This is a genomic window from Halolamina sediminis (genome assembly GCF_001282785.1).
Taxonomy (GTDB): domain Archaea; phylum Halobacteriota; class Halobacteria; order Halobacteriales; family Haloferacaceae; genus Halolamina; species Halolamina sediminis.
Map to the genome: position 1 here is coordinate 1,069,446 of NZ_CVUA01000001.1, position 20,938 is coordinate 1,090,383.

The following is a 20,938-nucleotide window of genomic DNA, read 5'->3' on the forward strand; positions in this document are numbered from 1 at the left end:
GGTCGTGGAGGAATTACTGCGGGCCGCTTATGTGGATGGGAGATGACGATTGCAGTATGGGTGAGGATGGGACCCCCAACGGTCGGCCGGTTCTGGGGACGCTGCTCGACCCCGCGGGGGACACACAGGCACGCGACCTCTCGTTCGCGCTGGCTCGGGAAGCCGGCGCGCCGGTCCGCCTGCTCGCCCCACAGCGCGCGCCCGACGCGCAAGCCGCGTCGGTGCCGGCGATGTCGGCCGACGGTCCGCCGGTCCAGTTCACGTGTGCCGAGAGCGCGGCCGGCGCCGGGCGATCGTCGGCCGAGACGGTCGCCGAGGAGGCCTCGGACGTGAACGCCGACGTAGTCGTCCTCGAACGGCCGGCGTCGGAGTCCTCGGGTGTCGGGATCCGACGGGGGACGACCGACCGCATCGTCGCGAACAGTCCGACTGACACGGTACTCGCGAACGGCACCGGGGAGCTGGACGATCTCGCGTCGATCCTCGTGCCGGTCACCGGCGGGCCCAACACCGAACTCACCGTTCGGGTGGCCCGGGCACTGGCAGAGCACGAGAACGCGTGGATCGAGCTGTTCACCGTCGTCCCGTCGGACGCCGACGCCGAGCAGCGTTCGGAGGGCGCGGAGCATCTCGCGGAGGCGCGGCGTTTCCTCGGCGAGTTCGAGGAGTTCGACACGTGGCTGTACGAGGCCGACGACCCGACCGCGGCGATCGCCGAGCAGTCGGTGTACTACGACGCGGTCGTGATCGGCGCGCCGACGAAGGGCCGCCTCGAACGCGTGCTGTTCGGCTCGATGCCCGACAGCGTCGACGAGCGCGTCGACATCCCCGTGGTTATGGCGACCTCGAAGTAGCTAGCCGAGGAACAGGTCGACCATGTTCCCCGAACTCGTTCCCTTGTACAGCTCCGAGTAGCCGCAGTTCGAACAGGTCACGACCTTGAAGCTGCGGTTCTGGACGTCGAACATCTTCGAGAGGCCGGTACCGCTGGTGGCGATCTCGTCGATCTCCGTCTCGCCGTGACCACACTTGGGACAGCCGCTCTCGTCACCGTCGCCGAAATCGTCGGTCGGAGGGCACATGCGGCCGGGCGTTCGACCGACGCCAGCAAAAAACTACCGCGGGCGGCGAAACCTCTAACGGCTGTGCGGCCAATCACTCGGCCATGCCCGCCGTCGGAGCGCTGTTCGCCCTCCTGTTCGTCGCAACGATCGCCGGCACGATCGGACTCTGGTACGCGATCGACCGCGAAACCGACGACCCGCCGCGGATGGATCGGGCTGAGGCCGAGCGCGCGGCCCGGCAGGACGCCGACGAGAGCGAGGACCGGTCTTCGGACGAGGGCAACGACTGGGGGACGGAGACGGAGTGGGGCGTCGACGACCGGCAGTAATCGCGGCTTACTGATCGAGCTCGTCGACCAGCTCCTCGGCGACGCCCGTGTAGCCAGCGGGCGTGAGCGCCCGGAGCTCCTCGCGGACCGACTCGTCCACGTCGAGCTCGTCGAACAGCTCGCGGAAGTCCGCGAGCGTTACCCGGCGACCGCGAGTGAGCTCCTTCACGCGCTCGTACGCCTCCGTATCGCCCTCGCGGCGGAGGATCGTCTGGACCGCTTCGCCGATGATCTCGGGCGTGGCCTCCAGCTCCTCGCGCATCACCTGCTCGTTGGGGACGACCTTCTCCAGCCCCGCCGCCGTCTTCCGGTAGCCGATCAGGCAGTGGGCGAACGCGGCGCCGACGTTGCGCTTGACCGTCGAGTCCGAGAGGTCGCGCTGCAGCCGTGAGGAGGTGACGTAGTCCCGCAGGAACGTGAGGTCCGCGTTCGCTTTCGAGAGGTTCCCCTCGCTGTTCTCGAAGTCGATGGGATTGACCTTGTGAGGCATCGTCGACGAGCCCGTCTCCGAGTCCTCGCTCTCCTGGCCGAGGTAGCGATCCGAGACGTAGCGCCAGACGTCCCGGTTGAGGTCGAGCAGGACGTTGTTGACGCCCGAGAGCGCGTCGAACAGCGCCGCGAGATCGTCACAGGGGTTGATCTGGGTCGACAGCGGCGTGTGTTCGAGGCCGAGGTCGTCGACGAACGCCGTCGAGAACGCGCGCCAGTCGATCTCGGGGTAGGCGGCGACGTGGGCGGCGTACGTACCGGAGGCGCCGGCGAGCTTCCCTGAGAGTGCCTCCGTTGCCTCGCGGACGCGGGCTTCCGCGCGCCCGAGCCGTGCCGCGAAGACGGCCATCTCCTTGCCGAACGTCGTCGGTGTCGCCGGCTGCCCGTGGGTGCGCGCGAGCATCGGCACGTCGCGGTGCTCGCGGGCCATCGCGGTCAGCGACTCCCGTACGCCCTCGATCGCGGGCAGCAGCACGTCCTCGACGGCGCCTTTGGCGTTCAGCCGGTGGGCGAGGTTGTTCACGTCCTCACTGGTGAGGCCGAAGTGGATCCACGGGTGGAGTCGCTCCGGCGTCTCGGTCCGGAGGAAGTACTCGACGGCTTTCACGTCGTGGTTGGTCGCCGCGAACCCCTCGGCGCCCTCGGTCTCGATCTGCTTGACGAGCGCGGCGTCGTCGGCGTCGAACTCCTCGACGACTTCCCTGAGGTGGGCGCGCTCCTCGGCGGTGAGTTCGCAGTCGACGGTCTCGTGGTCGGCGAGCGCGAGCAGGTACGCCACCTCGACGCGCAGTCGTGCCTCGATCAACGCGGCCTCGCTGGCGTACGGCACCAGATCCGCGGTCCTGCCGGCGTACCGCCCGTCGAGTGGCGAGACGGCCGAAAGCGGCGACTCCCGGGACAGCTCCTTCATGCCGAACGCTCGGCGGGGCAGTCACAAAACCCTGCCGGAGCGTTGCCGCGCGTATCGCACTACCGTGCATACGTGTGCCCGACGATCGGCAAATCGGGCAAGAATCTATACTCGAACGTGGGTATCACCGCTCACACGATCGCAACGCTCTTTGCGCGTTCGGCCCCGGGATCGCACATGAAGATCGCCGGCATCGCGGGTAACCGCGGTCGAAACCTTCTGCACATTGCGGACATCGCGCCCGGCGGCGCCGAGCTCTCGGTCGTCGTCGCGAACGGCGAGGACGCGCCCGCCCTCGACGGCGCCGACGAGCGAGGGATCCCGAACGTCGCCGTCGAGCGTGGTGACGACGAGTCCCGGGAGTCCCACGAACAGCGCATCCTCGACGCGCTGGCGGCGCACGAGTTCGACGTGCTCTGTCTGGACGGGTTCATGCGGATCCTGACGCCGGAATTTCTGGACAGCGTGGACACGGTACTCAACGTCCACCCGTCGCTGCTGCCGGCGTTCCCCGGCGCCGACGCCCACGGACAGGTGCTCGAATCGAACGTCCGGACGACGGGGGCGACGGTCCACGTCGTCACCGAAGGGGTCGACGAGGGGCCCATCGTCGCCCAGGAGTCGGCCCCGGTGTTCGAGGACGACGACGAGCAGTCGCTGAAGGAGCGCGTGCTGTACGAGGCAGAGTTCGAGGCGTACCCGCGGGCGATCCGGTGGTTCGCCGAGGGGAAAGTCGAGATCGAACGCGACGGCGAGGGCCGGCCCGTCGGCGTCGACATCGCGACCGACACGAAGGGCGACCTCCCGGCGCGGCGCACGGTCGCGACCCGTCGCGAGGACACGCTCCGCTACGGCGAGAACCCCCATCAGGACGCCGCAGTGTATGCGAGCGACGCGAGCGAGGAGCCGAGCGTCGTCCACGCCCCCCAACTGAACGAGGGCGCGAAGGACCTCTCCTACAACAACTACAACGACGCCGACGGCGCGCTGAACCTCGTCAAGGAGTTCGAGGAACCCGCCGCGGCGGTGATCAAACACACCAACCCCGCGGGCTGTGCGACCGCCGACACGCTCGCCGACGCCTACCGCGACGCGCTCGCGACCGACGCGAAGTCGGCCTTCGGCGGCATCGTCGCGCTCAACCGCGAGTGCGACGCCGAGACCGCCGCTGAGATCGTCGACTCGTTCAAGGAGGTCGTCGTCGCCCCGGGGTACACCGACGACGCGCTCGACACGCTGACCGAGAAAGAGAACCTCCGCGTGCTCGACGTTGGCGGCCGCACCGAGGACAACGCGCTGGGCCCCGCGGACCGCACCGAGCGCTTCACCGAGAAGGCACTCGTCGGCGGGCGACTGGTGCAGGAGCGGGACCGTTCGACGCTCACCCGCGAGGAGCTGGAGGTCGTCACCGAGCGCGAGCCGACCGACGAGCAGATCGAGACGATGCTGTTCGCTTGGAAGACGCTCAAACACGTCAAGTCCAACGGGATCCTGTTCGCCGACGGCACCGAGACCGTCGGCGTCGGGATGGGGCAGGTCTCACGGGTCGACGCGGTGACGCTGGCGGCGATGAAAGCCGAGAACGACGCCGAGGGGAAGTCCGCCGAGGGCGCGGTCGTCGCCTCGGACGCGTTCTTCCCGTTCCCCGACGCGGTCGAGGCGGCCGCCGAGGCGGGCGTCGAGGCGGTGATCCAGCCCGGTGGCTCGGTCAACGACGACGACGTGATCGAGGCCGCGAACGAGTTGGGGCTGGCGATGGTGATGACGGGTCAGCGCGCGTTCCGGCACGACTGACCGGCCGCGTCCGAAACGGCCAAACGCCCACCGGTCACACCATCGACCATGCAGTACCACGAGGCCGCGAACTTCCTGTTCGACCTCCGGCGGTTCGGCGTCGACCCCGGGGTCGAGGCGGTGCAGGACCTCCTCGCGGCGATGGACGTCTCCCCCACCGAGGGTTCAGGGCCCGCCTACGTGCAGGTCGCGGGCACCAACGGGAAGGGGAGCACCGCCCGCATGGTCGAGTCGATCCTGCGGGAGGCCGGGCTCTCGGTCGGCCTGTACAGCTCCCCGCATCTCGAGCACCTGACCGAACGAGTCCGGATCGACGGCCGGGAGATGCCCCGATCGGCGGTCGCTGAGTTCGTCACCGAGGCCAAGCCGTGGCTGGTCGACCGCGCGGCCGACGGCGCCCCGCTCACCTTCTTCGAGGTCGTCACCGCGATGGGGATCTGGCAGTTCGAGCGCGCCGACGTGGACGTGGCGGTCCTCGAAGTCGGCCTCGGCGGCGAACTCGACGCCACTTCCGCGGTCGAGCCGATCGCCAGCGCGGTCACGAACGTCTCGCTCGAACATACCGGCGTTCTCGGCGAGACCGTCGAGGAAATCGCCGAGACGAAAGCCCACGTCGCCCCCAAGGGTCGGCGACTCGTCACCGGGACGGAGGGCGCGGCGCTCTCGACGGTCCGCGACGTGGCCGGGCAGGTCGGCGCCAGCGGCGTGATCACCGTGGGCGACGACGAGTGGATGGGCGAGGGCGCGACCGCGGACGACGAGGCTCACGCTGGCAGCGAAGCTGCCGTCAGCGGCGCGCACCCGCACGTGGCGGTGAGCTACGACGGTCGGGTCACCCACCAACAGGCCGCCGTCAGCGTGGCGGCCGACGACTGGTCGGTCGACGCGGAAATCCCGCTTCTGGGGAAGCACCAGGCCGAGAACGCCGGGGTCGCGTGCGTCCTCGCCCGGCAGGTCGGCGACGAACTCGGCGTCGACGTGGATCGGACCGCGCTGAAGCGTGGCCTCGCCCGCGCCGACTGGCCCGGCCGGTTCGAAGTGATGGGCCAGTCGCCGCTGACCGTGCTCGACGGCGCGCACAACCCCGAGGCCTGCGAGACCGTCGCGGAGACGCTCTCGACGTTCGAGCACGACGACTGCCACCTCGTCGTCGCCGCGATGCACGACAAGGATACCGCCGCGATGGCGGCGGCGTTGCCCGACGGCTCGGTGACCACCTGCGCGCCCGCGACAGACCGCGCGGAGGACCCCGAGGTGCTGGCCCGCACGTTCGAGGACGCGGGCTACGACGAGGTGCGCTCGACCGGCTCGGTCGCGAACGCGCTCTCGCTGGCCCGCGAGGACGCCGAGGCGGACGACGCGCTGCTCGTCACCGGCTCGCTGTACGCCGTCGCCGAAGCGAGGGCGACGTGGACCAGACTCCAGATCCCCAAGCGCGTCCAGTCTATCGACGAGGCCGAGACCGTCCTCCGGACCGCGCAGGTCTCGAAGCCGGGGATCTGGCGAATGCGCGGGAAAGCCGACCACCGCGTGTTGCACACCCGGGTCCAGCAGCGGCAGGCCGAGTATCTCAAACAGGAGATGCTCTCGCTCGACGGCGAGTGCTCGGCGTCGGCGCTGCGCTCCGGCGGCGAACTCCACGACGTAGTGCTGTCGGGCACGATGGCACAGTTCAAGCGGCTCGCCGAGAAGCTACAGGGCCAGCCGTGGGGGCTCTCCGAACTGGGCGAGGAGATCCGCGAGCGGTTGGGGATTCAACACAGCCCGCCCGAGCGCGACCTCCCGTGGCCGCAGGATCGGACGGCGGTGATGGGCGTCCTGAACGTGACGCCGGACTCGTTTCACGACGGCGGCGAGTACGAGCGCGTCGAGGACGCGGTCTCCCGGGCCGAGGCGATGGTCGAAGCCGGCGCGGACGTGATCGACGTTGGCGGGGAGAGCACCCGCCCGGGCGCCGACCCCGTCGAGGTCGAGGAGGAACTGGACCGCGTGCTCCCGGTCGTGGAGGAACTGAGCGAACTGGACGTGCCGACCTCGGTCGACACGCGCCGGCCCGAGGTGGCGCGCGCGGTCGTCGACGCCGGCGCCGACGTGCTCAACGACGTGGAGGGGCTACAGGACCCGGCGATGCGCCGCGTCGTCGCCGAGACCGGCGTCCCGGTAGTGCTGATGCACTCGATCGAGGCGCCCGTCGACCCGAACACGGCGGTCGAGTACGACGACGTGGTCGAGGAGACGATCCGAGCGCTCGGCAACCGGCTGCTCGCCGCGGAGAAGGCCGGCATCGATCGCGAGCAGGTGATCGTCGACCCCGGGATCGGCTTCGGGAAGACCGCTCGCGAGTCGTTCGAACTGCTCGACCGGCTCGGGGAGTTCGAGGCGCTGGGCTGTCCGCTGCTGTTCGGTCACTCTCACAAATCCATGTTCGAACTGACCGGCGAGGAGGCGGGCGACGCGCCGCACTCGACGGTCGCGGCCTCCGCACTGGCGGCCCGAAACGGCGCGGACGTCGTCCGCGTCCACGACGTTGCCGAGAACGTCGCCGCCGTGAACGTCGCCGACGCGACCGACGATCCGGAGGGGTTCGAGCCGTGAGCGACGGGGAGGAGAGAGAAGCGGGCGACGCTGACGCCGATTTCGGCCCGTACGACGCCGTCTACGCCCACCCCGAGGGCGACGCCACGGCTGCGAGGCAGGTCAAAACCGCCGCGGAGTACGGCTTCGAGGGTGTCGTCGTCCGCACGCGCGAAGCCGAGTACGACTCCCGGGCGCTGACCGAGCGCCACGGGGTCGACGTAGTTCGCGGGGTCGAGATCGACGCCGCGGACCCACAGGAAGCCAGCGGCGCCGTCGGGAACTTCCGGAGCGACTGTACCCTCCTGTTGGTTCGTGGCGGTACGGACGCAGTCAACCGCTTCGCGGTCGAGCAGGACCGCGTCGACGTGCTGACACGCCCGTTCGGCGACGGGGGCGACGTGAACCACGTGCTCGTGAAGGAGGCGATCGACCACGGCGTGCGCATCGAGTTCGACCTCGGCCCGGTGTTACGCGACGACGGCGGGACGCGAGTCCGACGGCTCCGGAAGCTCCGGAAGCTTCGGGAGTTGGTCGCCGACTTCGACGCGCCGTACGTCGTGAGCGCGACGCCCGAGAGCCACCTCCGACTGCGCGCGCCGCGGGAGCTCGCGGCCGTCGGCGAGGAAATCGGCTTCGGCGCCGAGGCTGTCCGCGAGGGGCTGGCCGAGTGGGGCCGCCTCGCTGCCCGGAACCGCGAGCGCCTGTCCGATTCCTTCATCTCTCCGGGGGTCCAACGGGGGCGATACGACGAATGAAACGCTCGATCGAGGACCACGCCGAGCGGTTCTCCGCCGTCGCGGCGGAGTACGACGAACAGCAGGACAGCGAGGAGTACGGTGCCTGTGCTTCGCTGGTAATCGAGGCCGCCGACCCCGGGCCCGCCGAGACGGTGCTCGATCTCGGGACGGGCACGGGTGCGATCGCACTCGCACTCGCCCCCGAGGCCGACCGCGTGATCGGTCGGGACATCAGCGAGGGGATGCTCGCCGAGGCCCGGCGGAAAGCCGAGGCGGCGGGCGACGAGAACGTCACGTTCGACGAGGGGCGGTTCCGTGAACCGAACGTCGAGGAACCGGTCGACGTGATCGTCTCGAACTTCGCGATGCACCACCTCGGAGACGAGGAGAAGCGTGAGGCGATCCGGGTCATCGCCGCCCTCGAGCCGCGGCGGTTCGTGCTCGGCGACGTGATGCTGTCGGCGGCGATCCCCGAGGGCGAGGAGCAGTACTCTCCGGAAGTCGACGACCCCGCGACCGTCGGCGTGCTGGTGGAGGCGCTGACCGACGCCGGCTTCACCGTCGCCGATGCGACGCTCGTGAGCGAGCAGTACGGGGTGCTCGTCGCCGACCGATGAAACACCTTCCCAAGCACCTCCAGCCGCGCTGGCGCTACCTCGCGGTCGCGATCGAGAGCTGGCCCGACGCGGACGTCGGGCGGCGGGCGTTCCAGCGCGAACTCTGGTACGCCGGGCAGAACCTCTTGGGCGACTCGGGCAGCACCGACGCCGACCTGCGCGTGATGCGCTTCGCCCTCGAAGCGGGAAGCGGCGGTGCGATCGTCCGCGCCCGGCGGGGCGAGGTCGACGCCGCCCGCGCGGCGATCGCCTGCGTCGACGAGGTGGACGGCGAGCCAGTCGGCCTCCGCGTTTCCGGCGTCTCCGGCAGCGTCGACGCCGCTTCGGAAAGCTATTTAGGCGATCCAGCCGGCAGTTCGACACAGGAAGAGGTCGCGTTCGCGGGTGGCGAACACCCGGCCCGATCCCATGACGGCGCCGTCGACGTGGCGGCGCCGGCGGGGTGGATCGGCGCGACCGTTCGAGATATCGAGTGACCATGCAAGGACAACAACAGCAGGCCTACGACCGCGGCATCACTATCTTCTCGCCCGACGGGCGACTGTACCAAGTCGAGTACGCCCGCGAGGCGGTCAAACGCGGCACGCCAAGCGTCGGCGTCCGCACGCCCGAAGGCGTCGTGCTCGCGGCGGACAAGCGCCGGCGCTCGAAGATGATCGAGCCGGACTCCGTCGAGAAGCTCCACAAGGTCGACGATCACATCGGGATCGCCAGCGCCGGCCACGTCGCCGACGCGCGCAAGCTGATCGACGTCGCCCGCCGGGAGGCACAGACCAACCGTCTGCGCTACGGCGAGCCGACCACCGTCGAGACGCTCTCGAAGACGGTGACGGACTTCATCCAGCAGTACACCCAGTACGGCGGCGCCCGCCCGTTCGGCGTCTCGCTGATCGTCGGCGGCGTCACGAACGGCCGGCCGCGCCTGTTCGAGTGTGACCCAAGCGGCACCCCCTACGAGTGGCAGGCGCTCTCCGTCGGCGCGAACCGATCGGACATCCGTGACCACCTCGAAGCCGAGTACGAGGACGACATGAGTCTCGAAGACGGCGTCGGCCTCGCGCTCTCGGCGCTTTCGGTCCACGACGACGAGGAGATGACCCCTGACGGCGTCGACATCGCCACGATCGACGTCGACACCGAGGAGTACGTCCACCTCCCGCCCGCGGAGGTCGAGACGCACCTCGAGAAGCGAAACCTGCTGGCGGACGGCGAGGACGACGCCACCGAGTAACTGCTCCGATGGGGTACGAACTCCGTGAGTCGCGGCCGACGGTCGACCGGTTTCTCGAACTCCGCGACGCCGCGGGGATGGCCGAACGCTCCCGCGAGGCAGTCGAACGGGGGCTTCCGAACAGCCGCTACGCGGTCACGGTCGTCGACGGGACGGGCGAGACTGTCGGGATGGCCCGGATCGTCGGTGATGGGGGAGCGGTGTACCACGTCTGCGACATGGCGGTCCACCCGGACCACCAGCGGCAGGGGCTAGGGAGCCAAATGATGGACGCGCTGATGGACTGGATCGACGAGACCGCTCCGCTGAAGGCGTACGTGAACCTGATGGCAGACGTCGACGGCTTCTACGAACGGTGGGGGTTCGAACGGACGGCGCCCGCCTCGAAGGGGATGTACTACCGCGTCCCCGAGGCGTAGCGCCGGTACAAGCCGCGAGGCGACAACAGCGTCGCCCACTCGCGGCGATCGCTCAGTACTCTTCGTACGCGAGGTTCATCAGCCACTGCGAGAACGTGTCGGACTGCGGATCGATCTCTTCCTCGCCGATGAAGGGAGTGAGCTGGTCCCCGGCCATCAGCAGCGAGAACTCCAGATCGCGCGTGCGGGGCTTCAGCAGGTACGTGTTGTGTCCGTCGTACACCGCCTCCTCACGCTGGATCAACCCCTCTTCGGCGAGGCCCTCCGCGATACGGCTCCCCTTCCGGGAGGTGATGTCCAGTTCCTTCCAGAAGTCGCTCTGGTAGATGCCGCCGGAGTCACGGATCAGCTCCAGGGCCCGGCGCTCGTCGTCGCTGAGGTCGTACTCGGCCGCGCTCATGTGTGTCCGGGTTTAGGGGCCGGAGGTTAAAGGCTACCGTCCCCACGGCGCAACCGTTATCCGAGCAACCCTCCTATCTTGTACCGAAATGAGCACTCAGAGCGAACTCACCGAAGAGGAAGTCCGCGAGCAGGTCGAGGAGGTTCTCGAGGAGAACGAGGTCGTCCTGTTCATGAAGGGGAACCGGCTGATGCCCCAGTGTGGCTACTCCCAGCGTGCGGTGCAACTGCTCTCGCAGCACCGTGCGGAGTTCGAGACCGTCGACGTGCTCCCCGCGCTGCCGCAGTATCGGGCCGTGCTCGAGCAGGAGTCCGGCTGGGAGACGATCCCGCAGACGTTCGTCGACGGCGAGTTCGTCGGCGGCAGCGACATCCTCGCCGAGCTCGACGAGCGCGACGAGCTCGCCGAGACCGTCAACGCCTGAACACCGGTAACAACAGCTAAAAGGCTCGACAGCCTACCATCCGACGTACTATCGCGGTTTCGCCGCCTGCCGCCACCGAACTCCCACACAACCCCATCCCACACCTACAAATGACTGGTCGCGTATTCCGACTCCACTCGACCCTCGAACTGCCACTCGAAGACCTCGAAGCGTTCCTCGAGGACCCGGATCTCCCCCCCGAGCTCGACGACGTCGAGCTCACCCGCCGGAACAACACCCTGATCCTGAAAGCGGTCGCGGAGGACGCCGACATCGGGAAGTACACCCCGACCGCTCAGCTCAAAGCCAGCGTCTCCGAGACGCGGGTGTACGAGGAGGAGCCCCCCAAGACCGCCCCGACGTGGGGCCAGGAGGAGGAAGAGGAGGAGATCCCCTCCGAACTCGTCGAGTTCGCCTGCTTCAAGGGGGACCGCGAGACGGTGCTCCAGAACAGCGCGCTGCGGTTCCCGATGTTCCTCGTCCTCCGGGAGCTTGCGCTCATCTCCGAGAAAGGTACCCTCACCGCGGTGCTGGAGAAGGACGGCGACCTCCAGGCCGTCCGCATCGTCGAGGGCGAGGAGCGTCCCGCCAGCGTCGAAGTCGTCGAGAACCCACGACAGGGCGACGGCGAGGACGGCGGCGTCAACTGGCGCGACAACGAGTTCATCAGCTAATCGGTCCCCGTTCTGTGGACGTGATGTGCGGTCGGCGTCGGCTGTGAACCCCCGCCAGCCGAGCGGCCGTCCCCCGCGATCGAACAAAAGAGATTTGAGGCCGACTAATTATATCTAATTACGTATGACCGAGTTCCCCGACTACTTAGACGTCGACTACACCGACGGCGAGGGCGAGACCCCCGAGGACTACCCGAGCCTCGAACACAAGATCGAGAAGGCCATCGAGGTCACTCGACAGGGGCTGGAGCAGTACGAGAACCCGGCGATCATGTGGACCGGCGGGAAGGACTCCACGCTCACGCTGTACTTCGTGAAGGAGGTCGCCGAGCGCCACGACCTGGAGGTGCCGCCGGCGGTGTTCCTCGATCACTACCAGCACTTCGACGAGCTCATCGACTTCGTCGAGCACTGGGCCGACGAGTGGGATCTCGACGTGCACTTCGCGCGCAACGACGACGTCGGCGCCTACGTCGACGAGCACGACCTCACGCCCGGTGACGACATCGAGATTTCGGCGCTCAACGACCAAAACCAGCACCACATCCGGAACATCCTCGAGTACGAGGAGGAGACGTTCCCGTTCCTGCTCGACACGTACGTCGGCAACCACCTGCTGAAGACGGTCCCGCTGAACAACGCTATCGAGGAGCTGAACATCGACGGCATCGTCTCCGGCGTCCGCTGGGACGAGCAGGAGGCCCGGGCCGACGAGACGTTCTTCAGCCCGCGCCACGACCCCGACATCTACCCGCCCCACGACCGCATCCAGCCGATCCTGCAGTTCGACGAGCGCGCGGTCTGGGACTGCTTCTGGCACTACGTCGTGCCGGACACCGTCGAGGGGTATCCCGAGGAGGGCTACGTTCCCGACGACGCCGACGACCTGCCCAACGGGCTGACCCAGGACGACATCCCGGTGTCGCCGAAGTACTTCGCCGGCTTCCGCTCGCTGGGCTCGGAGGTCTCCACCGAAAAGAGCGAGGAGGAGCCCGCGTGGCACCAGGACCTCGAGAACACGACCGAGCGCGCCGGCCGCGCCCAGGACAAGGAGGACCTCATGGAGCGCCTCCGCGACCTGGGCTACATGTAGACGGCGGCGATTCGGCCCGGTACACCTTTCTTTGATCGTCGCGCCCGAAACCCGAAGTCCCCCGAGCGCGAGCTGGGGCACATGGGCTCGTTCGCGGACGACGTGGGCGCGTACCTCCGCCGGGAGCTCTCGGCGCGTCGCCCCACGGTCCCGTGGGAGACGGAGTACCGGATCGGCGGTACCCCCGTCGATCTCGGCGGCCGCACGGGCGAGCGCCTCGTCCTCGTCGAACTGGAGTGGCGCCGGGCCGACCCCGCGGACAACACCGCGAAGCTCTGCAGACACGTCGCGGAGGGCAGCATCGAGGCCGACACAGTCGTCGTGTTCCAACTGTTCACTCGGTACTACGACCTCGCCAGCGGCGGCGTCTCCTCGAAGCGGAAAAACGCCGAGTTCGTCGGCCGGACCGTCGCCGACGTGTCCGATCACGTGACGTACTACCCCCTCGACTTCGACGTGGCGCCGCCCAAGCGCGGCGGCGACCGGCCGGACGGGTGGCGCGACGCCGCCAACGCGATCGCCACGGCGATCTGTGACCGCTTGGACGGGAGCAGCGCCCCCGAGGAGTGACTCCGGACGGCGCGTGCAGGGAATCACCGATCGTTGTCGAGCCGCCCCGCACGATCTTTTCGAACACGGTTACCTATCTGAACTCTTAAGATAAATTATTAATTGAACAGCCTCACGAGTGGAACATGGAAGCAGACAGTTCCAGCACGGCGGCGTACCTCGCGGAGCACCCGAAGATGGTCGGCGTCCTGTTCACGGCGATGCTGCTGCTCTCACAGGCCGGCAGCGTCGCAGCAAGCGGGACGGGTACTACGATCGGTCCGTAATCGACTCGAAGCACAGCGAGTTCGTCCAGCGTAGCTCTCCGTCGACGATGATCGGCGTGCGCTGCTCGGCGAGCTCTGCCTCGTAGCTCTCAGCCGAGAGCAGGTACTCCGCGATGTCGCCCACGGAGACGTACTGTGTCCCGGTCTCTTCGACGTACGGGTGGGTCATCGCACCAACTTGGTACCGCGAGGTGGGGTACGTCCGGTAGGTGACGCGGGCCTGCTCCCCGACGACCTCCTCGACTTCGAGCAGTAGCGGCGTCCCCGTCTCCGACTGCGAGATCGTCACCCGGCCGTCGCCGACGACGACGTAGTTCTGCCGCGAGATCCGCATCCGCCGGATCACGTCGAGGGCGCCGTGGAAGTCGAAGCCGATGTCGAGCAGGCGTGCCAAGTGACGCCCGGTCTCGGTGGCTTTCGCGTTGCTCACGCTTGTCAGCGTCACCACGCCGCCGAAGGCGCCGGCGTCGACCAGCGCTTGGCCCTGCTGGTAGGAGGTACAGCCGTTGAGCAGGAACGCCTCCACCCCGGTTCCGGAGAGGGTCCCAAGGTCGAGGTGGCCGTCGGCGCACTGTACCCCCTCGTCCTCGACGTGGCCGACGTAGTGGAGGAAACTCGTCTCCTCCCGGAGTACCTCGCGGAGTTCGGCCGTCGTCAGGTCGTGGTGGCTCCGGATCTCGAACCGGAGCATGTCGAGGAAGCCGTACAGCTCCTCGTCGACCTCCTCGAGCATCTCCTCGTCGTTACAGACCAGCGTCACTGTCGTCGTGCTGTCGTCGGCGGGCTGGCGGTCGAGCCGGCGCTGGTAGGCGTCGATCGTCGGCTTCGAGGCGCCCATCGGGAACCCCTCGCCGACCCAGACGTGGCCGTACGTCTCGGTGTCGATCGGCGAGCGGACCGCCTCCCCGACGGCGTCGGCGTTCTGCGTCGTCCGGGCCGACCGCAACAGCCCGCGGGCGTCGTCGGTTCGGAAGAACTCCTCGAGCTCGTCGGGCTCGCCCGGCGCACTCCCCCGATCCGACAGCGGGGTCGGCGACCGCACGATCGCGAGGTCGTCGACGACGAACGGGAGGATCTCCGCGTTCCGCACGGCCGGCTCGACGTCGGCAGTCAGGTGCCACTCAAGCAGATCATCAGTGGCGGATCGCGGCACCGAGAGGTACGCCGCGGTCCGCCGGTCGACGGGCATCTCGTACCAGCGTTCGGGCGCGATCGAGGTTCGCTCGGCCAGCACCTCACGTTCGTGGAGGTCGACCGGGTAGAGCCCCTCGGTTCGGGTGATGCAGTCGAGCAGGAAGCAGTGCCGGAGCGTGTCGGCCGCGGCGGCCGGCAGCTCGCCGGTCAGCGGGAACGACTCGCCGTCGGCGACGATCCGTGGCGTCTCGGCGCCGGTGTGGACCGCCGCGCCGAGGTAGTACGACAGCGGCGCGACGGTGAACACGCTGCTGTACTCGTCGGGGACGTGAATCTCGATCCCCGTCTCCGGCCGTTCGAGCCCGTCGGGATCGAACGCGTCGCCGAACTCCAGCAGGGGCGGGTGGCCCCTGAGCGTCGGAAACGAGCGCTCGGGCGAGGTGGTCTTGAGCGCCGAGGCGAACAGCGAGACGCCCCGTGCGACACCCGACGGCGTTCGCGGGACGGTGACCGTGCCGGCGGGCTGCTGGTGGAGCGAGCGCGCGCCGACGACCACCGTCGACTCCTCCTCGAAGCTGACTCGGATTCCGTGTTCACCCTCCCCGATCGTCGCGGGCCCGTCGACGCGGAGGTAGAGCTTCATCGGCGTGTTCGTCGCTTCGATGAACGTGGTTCCGGTCACCGACTGCTCGCCGTCGACGACGAGTTGTCGTGCCCCGTCCTCCTCCCGGAGGTGATAGTCGACCACCGTCGGGAGGTAGAATCGCCCGGTCCGGATCCGGGCGGCGTCGTCGACCGGAACGGGGAAGGGGTCCGTCGGCCCCGGCTGTGGCTCGACGGGGCCGGCTTCGACGACGTACTCGACCTCCTCGACCGTGTCGACCACGCGGAGCCCACGGTCGACGGCGTCGAATCCGATCACGGCTCGTCGAGCGCGACCCAGTTCGTGGTGCCCCGCCCCGGGAGATGCCACCGCTGTTCGGGGCCGCCGGCGCCGGTCCGGAGCTCCAACCGGGCGTCGAACACGAACTGGAGGTCAGCCACGGCGTCGGCGTCGGCCGCACGCGGGAGGTGGTAGTGACCCATCCCGCGGGCCCGACGCACCTCGCCGGTCAGGCGGTAGGCCAGCCGCCGCACCGTCTCGATCCCGTGAGTCTCCAGCAACGTCTCGAGGGAGTAGAGCCCCACACGGAGCATCGCCGGCGGGAGCGTGTCGTCGTCGGGGCACCGGCTCCGGATCTCGCCGTCGATCCGACGGACGAGCGTATCCTCGCCGCCGCCGTCGGCTGACCCGTCCACGACGACGTTGCCCCGGAGCTCGCCCCCGCTGATCAGCGTCGAACGCTCGTCGGCGGGCGAGCGGTCCCCGGGGAACCACCGCTCGGCCGCGGCGTCGCCGTCGGTGAGCGCGAACACGCGGTGGCGCTTTTCCTCGGGATGGCCCAACAGCCGTCTGGTCGCCTGCCGGGAGACCGCCTCCGGCACGTCGCCGGTGACGAGCACCTGCGGCCCGCGCTGTTTGAGTTCGCGGAACGTCTCCCGGAGCCCACCACCCTCCCCCCGGGCCGATCTGACCGGACTGCTCATACGCGTCGATCGGCCCCCGAGGTGAAAAAGTTCGCCCCGGTCCGGGCTGAAACCGCCGGCGAACCGGTGCCCGTATGTTCCCGGCCCGGCTGGTGACGCCCATGAGTTGGGTGAGCCTGTTCTCGGGCGGGAAGGACTCCTCGTGGGCGCTCTACCGGGCCCAGCAGGAGGGGCTGGACGTGGAACGCCTCCTGACGGTCCACCCGGCGGGCGACTCGTACATGTACCACACGCCGGCGACACATCTCGCGAGGCTGGCCGCAGAGAGCATCGGCCTGCCGCTCGTGGAGGTCGAACCGGACGACTTCGGCGCCGACGACGTGCCCGACGCGGGCGCACAGGGCGACGCCGAGCTCGAACCCTTGGAGGCCGCGCTCCGAGAGATCGCCGCCGACACCGACCTGACGGGTGTCACCGCCGGCGCCGTCGAGAGTGAGTACCAGACCTCCCGGATCGAGGGGCTCTGTGACCGCCTCGGGATCGACCTGTTCGCGCCGCTGTGGCAGCGCGACCCCGAGACGCTCGCGACCGAGATGCTCGACGCCGGCTTCGAGATCGTGATCGTCCAAGTCGCGGCCGCGGGCCTGGACGAGTCCTGGCTCGGCCGGACGCTCGACGCCGACGCGCTGGCGGAGCTGCAGGCGCTCAACGACGAGTACGGCGTCCACGTGCTCGGCGAGGGCGGGGAGTTCGAGACGTTCGTCGTCGACGGCCCGCACATGGACCGCCGGATCGGGCTGGACCTTGCGACCGAGTGGGAGCGGACGCGCGGACACGTCGTCGTCGAGGACGCCTGGCTCGAGTAGTCGTCCGATCGAACCCCGACCTGTTTCTCGCCGCCGTTGACCAGCTTCACTGCCGGTGGTTTTATGTAGACTTCCCCGTGAGAGACTAGCCGTCACGGTAAGAGGTAACATATGTCACAAACGTTACTCCCAGACGATACGGGCACTGGTCGGGATCAGACGACGCGTCGTTCGGGGGGTGGCCCCGATGTCTGAACTGGGGGCGCTCGCCCTCCAGACGTCGGAGTTCGGCGCGCTCTCGCTTTTGCCGCCGCTGTTGGCAATCTTCCTCGCGATGATCACCCGTCGGGCGATCCTCTCGCTGTTCCTGGGGGTCTGGTCCGGCGCGGTCATCTACACGGGCGGGCACGGGTTCGTCACGACACTCGAGTGGACCGCCGAGTCGATCGGTGCGAGCCTGTTCAACGCCAAGATCCTGATGATCGTGATGTTCCTCGGCGCGGGGGTCGCCATGATCTGGCGGCTCGGTGGTGCGCTGGCCATCGCTAACTACGCCACCTCCCGGCTCGACTCCCAGCGCAGGGTCGGCCTAGCGACGTGGATCTTCGGGATGCTGTGGTTCTTCGGCGACTACTCCAACACCGCGATCGTCGGGACGACGATGCGGGACATGGCCGACGAGATGCGGATGTCCCGGGAGAAGCTCTCCTACATCGTCGACTCCACGGCCGCGCCGGTCGCGACGTTCGGCATCTCTAGCTGGGTGGTGTACCAGCTGAGCATGATCGACCAGGGGTACGAGTCCGCGGGGATCGCCGAGCAGGCGCCCGGCTCGTTTACGGTGTTCCTCCAGAGCATCCCGTTCAACATGTACTGCATCTTCGCGGTCGTGATGGTCGGGATCATCGTCCTGACCCAGCGCGACTTCGGCGAGATGCTCGACGCCGAACACCGCTCTTGGAAGGAGGGGAAGGTGCTGCGTGACGACGCGACGCCGATGCAGAGCGCCGAGGACAGCCTCGGCGACGTGGTGACTGACACGCCCAGCCTTCGGTTCTTCCTCATCCCGGTCGGCTCGCTGATCACGGTCGTGTTCGTCGGCGCCGCCTTCACCGGCGTCACCGGCGCGGGCGCGGGCGCCTCGTTCATCGAGATCGTCGACAACGCGGCGTTCGTCGACGCGCTGCTGTGGGGTTCGTTCACGATGGTGTCGGTAGGGATCATCTCCGGCACCATCGCGGGCCTGATGGATCTGGAGGAGGCGATGGAGACGGTGATCGACGGGTTCAGTATGATGCTGACTGCGGCGTCGATCCTGATCATGGCGTGGACGATCGGCGGCGTCACCACGTCGCTGGGAACGGGGACGTACGTCACCAACACGGCGGAGCCGTTCATCACGCCGACGCTGTTGCCCGTGGTGATCCTGCTGGCCTCGGCGGTGATCGCGTTCTCGACCGGCACGTCCTGGGGGACGATGGCGATCGTGACGCCGATCGCGATCCCGCTGGCGTGGCAGATCGGCGGTACTACCCCGGAACTGCTGCCGGTCGCGGTCGGGACGGTGTTCAGCGGCGCCATCTTCGGCGACCACTGCTCGCCGATCTCCGACACGACGATCCTCTCCTCGACGTTCACGGGGGCGGACCACATCGACCACGTCCGGACCCAGATCTACTACGCGCTGACGGTGATCTCGGTCGCGATCACGATGCTGCTCGTCTGGGGCGTCACCCGGATCACGCCGCTGGTCCTGCTCCCAGTCGGGATCGGCGTGCTGTACGGCGTCGTGTACGGGCTCTCGGAGTGGGACGCCGCCCGGAAGGGGGTCGACCCCAAGGCGTCGACGACCGAGCAGACGGTCGCGCCGTCGGACGACTGACCCCCGGCTCCCGCGCCGGGCGGCTCACTCGGTGCGGTGCCACGCCGGGAAGTCCCAGCCGTTGAAGTACGTCCGGCTGGGCCCCTCGATGTCGCTGGCGTAGCCGATCGTGTTCGCGGGGAAGGAAAGCATTCCCATCGGCTGATCCTCGGTGATGTGCCGGAAGATCTCCGTGAGCGTCTCCTGGAGCTCCGCCTCGCTCTGGGCGGCCCGGGCCTCCTCGAACAGCCCTCGGGCGTCCCAGTCGGGGTAGTAGCCGTAGGGGTTGTAGTCGTCGTCCTTGACGAAGAAGCTGCTCGCAGTCGTGGGGTTCAGCGGGTAGGTGTTCAGCCCCCAGACGATCTCCATGTCCCACGCGTTGGCGCTGGTGACCTCCCGAGGTCCGGCGTTGAACGAGCCGTTCGACCACTCGTAGGCGTCGGGGTTCTCGGGGATCTCCTGCTGCCAGTACCCCGTGTTGAACGTCGTCGTGTCGATCGCCTCGGGCTCGACGACGATGCCGGCGTTGGCCTCGATCTCGCTGGCGATGAACTGCGCCTTGCTCCGTTCGATATTGCTGCCGGCGCTGTAGTAGAGGTCGATCTGACACCGCGTCCCGCTGGGGTTCAGCAGATACTCGCCGCCGTACTCGTAGTCGGTGTCAGCGATCGCCTCGCGGATCCGGCTCCGGGTTGGTTCGGGCCCGTACAGCTCGCCGACGCCGTACTCCGTGATCTCCGCCTCGTCGGGGTACCACCGCGACCAGCGGGGCTGCCACGTGTGCTCGACGTTCGCGTACCCGCGCTGGATTCCCGTGACCATCCGCTGCTTGTCGACGGCGCAGGCCAGCCCCTGCCGGAACGCTTTCTTCCGGAAGAGGTTCCCGGGACCGGCGTTCCAGCCGTTGTCCCGCATGTTGTACGTGAGCACGTCGTTGTACGGCTGGGGAACGATCTCCACGTTGACGGCGTCGAGGTCGTCCAGCCGGGAGACCTGGTTCGGCGGGACGCCGGCGCTGTCGGTCTCGCCCGTCTCGAGCGCGCCAACGCGCGAGGACTGCTCGGCCACGACCTCGGAGACGAGCCGCTCGAAGTACGGCGCTTTCTCGAACGCTCGGGGCGCGTCCCCGACGTCCCGCAGGTAGTAGTCGTCGTTGCGGCTGAACACGCGGCTGCTCCCCCGGTTCCACTCCTCCAGCGTGTAGGCGCCGAGGTTGCCGGTGAACGAAAGCGTCAGCAGCTCTTGGTCCTGCTGGAGCCCCTGTTCGTCAGTCTCGGCGACGTACGGTTCGAGCAGCGCCTTCGGAACGGGGTACAGCAGCGGGTCCTGGGTCTCGGGGTAGAGGAGGTTCGCGGTTTCGAGCTCGATCTGGAACTCGAGCTCCCCGGTCTGCTCGATCGTCACGGAGTCGGGCCAGCTGCTCGCGGCGGCGGTCGCCGCCCAGTCGGACTGGTGGAGCTCCCGGACCTGATAGACGAAGTCCTCGGCGGTCACCTGCCCGTACGGGTCGCTGAACTCGAGCCCGTCCCGGACCGATGCGGTCCACACCTCGCCGCGGTCGGACGACAGCTCGTAGAGCTGGTCGAACCGGTCGTTGCCCGGCCGGTAGGTGTAACCGCCGTCGAGGGCGAAGCCGATGATCGTTCCCGCGCCCCCCGCGCGGTTGTACAGGGGGTTGAGCGTGTTCACCCGGCCCGCAGTCACCGTCCGGTAGGTTCCGCGTACGTCCGGCAGCTCCCCGTCGGTCGCCGTCGGCTCCTCGGTGCCGAACGCGTCCCCCTCCGTCGTCGGCGTGTCTGAGCTCTCGGTGCCGTCACCGCCGGTACAGCCGGCGAGTCCAGCCGTCCCCGCGACACCCAGCGCCTGCAGCCAGCGCCGTCGAGTACTCGTTCCGTCGTCGTGCCGTCGATCCGCAGTCGAACGTCGCACTGTACCGCGTTATTTCTCTTGGGTATTGAAAGGACTTTCTAAATGCTTAGAAGTAATACAGCCGTTAGCGGGGTCCTCAATGGGCAC

General features: G+C 68.4%; 22 protein-coding genes. 16 read left to right on the forward strand and 6 right to left on the reverse strand.

Features of this window, described 5'->3' with window-relative positions:
- Window positions 1-56 precede the first annotated feature (56 nt).
- Window positions 57-854 carry a universal stress protein gene (locus BN1959_RS05475; RefSeq protein WP_053947686.1) on the forward strand — a complete coding sequence of 266 codons (798 nt, stop codon included), beginning with the start codon at window positions 57-59 and terminating at the stop codon, window positions 852-854.
- Here the strand turns inward: BN1959_RS05475 and BN1959_RS05480 are convergent, their stop codons facing one another.
- Window positions 855-1,082, reverse strand: a complete 228-nt coding sequence (locus BN1959_RS05480) for a zinc ribbon domain-containing protein (RefSeq protein WP_053947687.1) — start codon at window positions 1,080-1,082, stop codon at window positions 855-857.
- An 83-nt stretch (window positions 1,083-1,165) separates the two neighbouring features.
- Here BN1959_RS05480 and BN1959_RS05485 point away from each other — a divergent pair, with 83 nt between their 5' ends.
- Window positions 1,166-1,393 (forward strand): hypothetical protein, encoded by a 228-nt coding sequence (locus tag BN1959_RS05485; protein WP_053947688.1) that lies wholly within the window; start codon window positions 1,166-1,168, stop codon window positions 1,391-1,393.
- A gap of 7 nt (window positions 1,394-1,400) precedes the next feature.
- On the opposite strand, the gene purB is transcribed toward BN1959_RS05485, so the two are convergent.
- A complete protein-coding gene (purB, locus tag BN1959_RS05490) occupies window positions 1,401-2,792 on the reverse strand; it encodes an adenylosuccinate lyase (RefSeq protein ID WP_053947689.1) in 1,392 nt (463 codons plus the stop codon).
- Window positions 2,793-2,969: 177 nt separating this feature from the next.
- Here purB and purH point away from each other — a divergent pair, with 177 nt between their 5' ends.
- From purH to BN1959_RS05525, 7 genes are read left to right on the forward strand one after another with little or no spacing between them, the layout of a single operon-like run.
- Complete coding sequence (purH, locus tag BN1959_RS05495; protein ID WP_053947690.1) at window positions 2,970-4,586, forward strand: bifunctional phosphoribosylaminoimidazolecarboxamide formyltransferase/IMP cyclohydrolase; 1,617 nt, start codon at window positions 2,970-2,972, stop codon at window positions 4,584-4,586.
- 48 nt (window positions 4,587-4,634) lie between these two features.
- Window positions 4,635-7,181, forward strand: a complete 2,547-nt coding sequence (gene folP / locus BN1959_RS05500) for a dihydropteroate synthase (RefSeq protein WP_053947691.1) — start codon at window positions 4,635-4,637, stop codon at window positions 7,179-7,181.
- Window positions 7,178-7,918, forward strand: coding sequence for an RNase P subunit p30 family protein (locus BN1959_RS05505; protein WP_053947692.1), 741 nt, complete (start codon window positions 7,178-7,180; stop codon window positions 7,916-7,918). Before folP ends, BN1959_RS05505 begins: the two co-directional genes overlap by 4 nt.
- Entirely contained in the window at window positions 7,915-8,517 is a 603-nt protein-coding gene (locus BN1959_RS05510) for a class I SAM-dependent methyltransferase (RefSeq protein WP_053947693.1), read from the forward strand. The genes BN1959_RS05505 and BN1959_RS05510 overlap by 4 nt, the downstream gene beginning before the upstream one ends.
- The gene (locus tag BN1959_RS05515; protein WP_053947694.1) at window positions 8,514-8,993 is read left to right on the forward strand and encodes an Rpp14/Pop5 family protein; all 480 of its coding nucleotides are present in this window, start codon (window positions 8,514-8,516) and stop codon (window positions 8,991-8,993) included. Before BN1959_RS05510 ends, BN1959_RS05515 begins: the two co-directional genes overlap by 4 nt.
- 2 nt (window positions 8,994-8,995) lie before the next feature.
- Window positions 8,996-9,748 carry an archaeal proteasome endopeptidase complex subunit alpha gene (gene psmA / locus BN1959_RS05520; protein WP_053947695.1) on the forward strand — a complete coding sequence of 251 codons (753 nt, stop codon included), beginning with the start codon at window positions 8,996-8,998 and terminating at the stop codon, window positions 9,746-9,748.
- 8 nt (window positions 9,749-9,756) lie between these two features.
- Complete coding sequence (locus tag BN1959_RS05525; RefSeq protein WP_053947696.1) at window positions 9,757-10,167, forward strand: GNAT family N-acetyltransferase; 411 nt, start codon at window positions 9,757-9,759, stop codon at window positions 10,165-10,167.
- A gap of 52 nt (window positions 10,168-10,219) precedes the next feature.
- Here the strand turns inward: BN1959_RS05525 and BN1959_RS05530 are convergent, their stop codons facing one another.
- Window positions 10,220-10,567, reverse strand: coding sequence for a helix-turn-helix transcriptional regulator (locus tag BN1959_RS05530; RefSeq protein WP_053947697.1), 348 nt, complete (start codon window positions 10,565-10,567; stop codon window positions 10,220-10,222).
- A gap of 88 nt (window positions 10,568-10,655) precedes the next feature.
- On the opposite strand from BN1959_RS05530, the gene BN1959_RS05535 reads away from it, so the two are divergent.
- The 5 genes from BN1959_RS05535 to BN1959_RS15000 all read left to right on the forward strand — a co-directional run bounded on the left by BN1959_RS05535 (window position 10,656) and on the right by BN1959_RS15000 (window position 13,594).
- Window positions 10,656-10,991, forward strand: coding sequence for a glutaredoxin family protein (locus BN1959_RS05535; protein ID WP_053947698.1), 336 nt, complete (start codon window positions 10,656-10,658; stop codon window positions 10,989-10,991).
- 110 nt (window positions 10,992-11,101) lie between these two features.
- Entirely contained in the window at window positions 11,102-11,665 is a 564-nt protein-coding gene (locus BN1959_RS05540; protein WP_053947699.1) for a DUF7110 family protein, read from the forward strand.
- A gap of 124 nt (window positions 11,666-11,789) precedes the next feature.
- Complete coding sequence (locus BN1959_RS05545) at window positions 11,790-12,758, forward strand: phosphoadenosine phosphosulfate reductase family protein (RefSeq protein WP_053947700.1); 969 nt, start codon at window positions 11,790-11,792, stop codon at window positions 12,756-12,758.
- Window positions 12,759-12,839: 81 nt separating this feature from the next.
- Complete coding sequence (locus BN1959_RS05550; RefSeq protein WP_053947701.1) at window positions 12,840-13,328, forward strand: hypothetical protein; 489 nt, start codon at window positions 12,840-12,842, stop codon at window positions 13,326-13,328.
- Between the two features lie 125 nt (window positions 13,329-13,453).
- The gene (locus BN1959_RS15000) at window positions 13,454-13,594 is read left to right on the forward strand and encodes a DUF7503 family protein (protein WP_202594647.1); all 141 of its coding nucleotides are present in this window, start codon (window positions 13,454-13,456) and stop codon (window positions 13,592-13,594) included.
- Here BN1959_RS15000 and BN1959_RS05555 read toward each other — a convergent pair.
- Window positions 13,578-15,650, reverse strand: a complete 2,073-nt coding sequence (locus BN1959_RS05555) for a hypothetical protein (RefSeq protein ID WP_053947702.1) — start codon at window positions 15,648-15,650, stop codon at window positions 13,578-13,580. The two genes, BN1959_RS15000 and BN1959_RS05555, sit on opposite strands and share 17 nt — an antisense overlap.
- Window positions 15,647-16,315 carry a DUF7504 family protein gene (locus tag BN1959_RS05560; RefSeq protein WP_053947703.1) on the reverse strand — a complete coding sequence of 223 codons (669 nt, stop codon included), beginning with the start codon at window positions 16,313-16,315 and terminating at the stop codon, window positions 15,647-15,649. Before BN1959_RS05560 ends, BN1959_RS05555 begins: the two co-directional genes overlap by 4 nt.
- Window positions 16,316-16,416: 101 nt before the next feature.
- Between BN1959_RS05560 and BN1959_RS05565 the strand changes: the two genes are divergently transcribed.
- Window positions 16,417-17,121, forward strand: coding sequence for a diphthine--ammonia ligase (locus BN1959_RS05565; RefSeq protein ID WP_053947704.1), 705 nt, complete (start codon window positions 16,417-16,419; stop codon window positions 17,119-17,121).
- Between the two features lie 187 nt (window positions 17,122-17,308).
- The gene (locus BN1959_RS05570) at window positions 17,309-18,943 is read left to right on the forward strand and encodes a Na+/H+ antiporter NhaC family protein (RefSeq protein ID WP_053947705.1); all 1,635 of its coding nucleotides are present in this window, start codon (window positions 17,309-17,311) and stop codon (window positions 18,941-18,943) included.
- Between the two features lie 24 nt (window positions 18,944-18,967).
- Here BN1959_RS05570 and BN1959_RS05575 read toward each other — a convergent pair whose 3' ends face one another.
- The gene (locus tag BN1959_RS05575) at window positions 18,968-20,851 is read right to left on the reverse strand and encodes an ABC transporter substrate-binding protein (protein ID WP_053947706.1); all 1,884 of its coding nucleotides are present in this window, start codon (window positions 20,849-20,851) and stop codon (window positions 18,968-18,970) included.
- Window positions 20,852-20,938 lie beyond the last annotated feature (87 nt).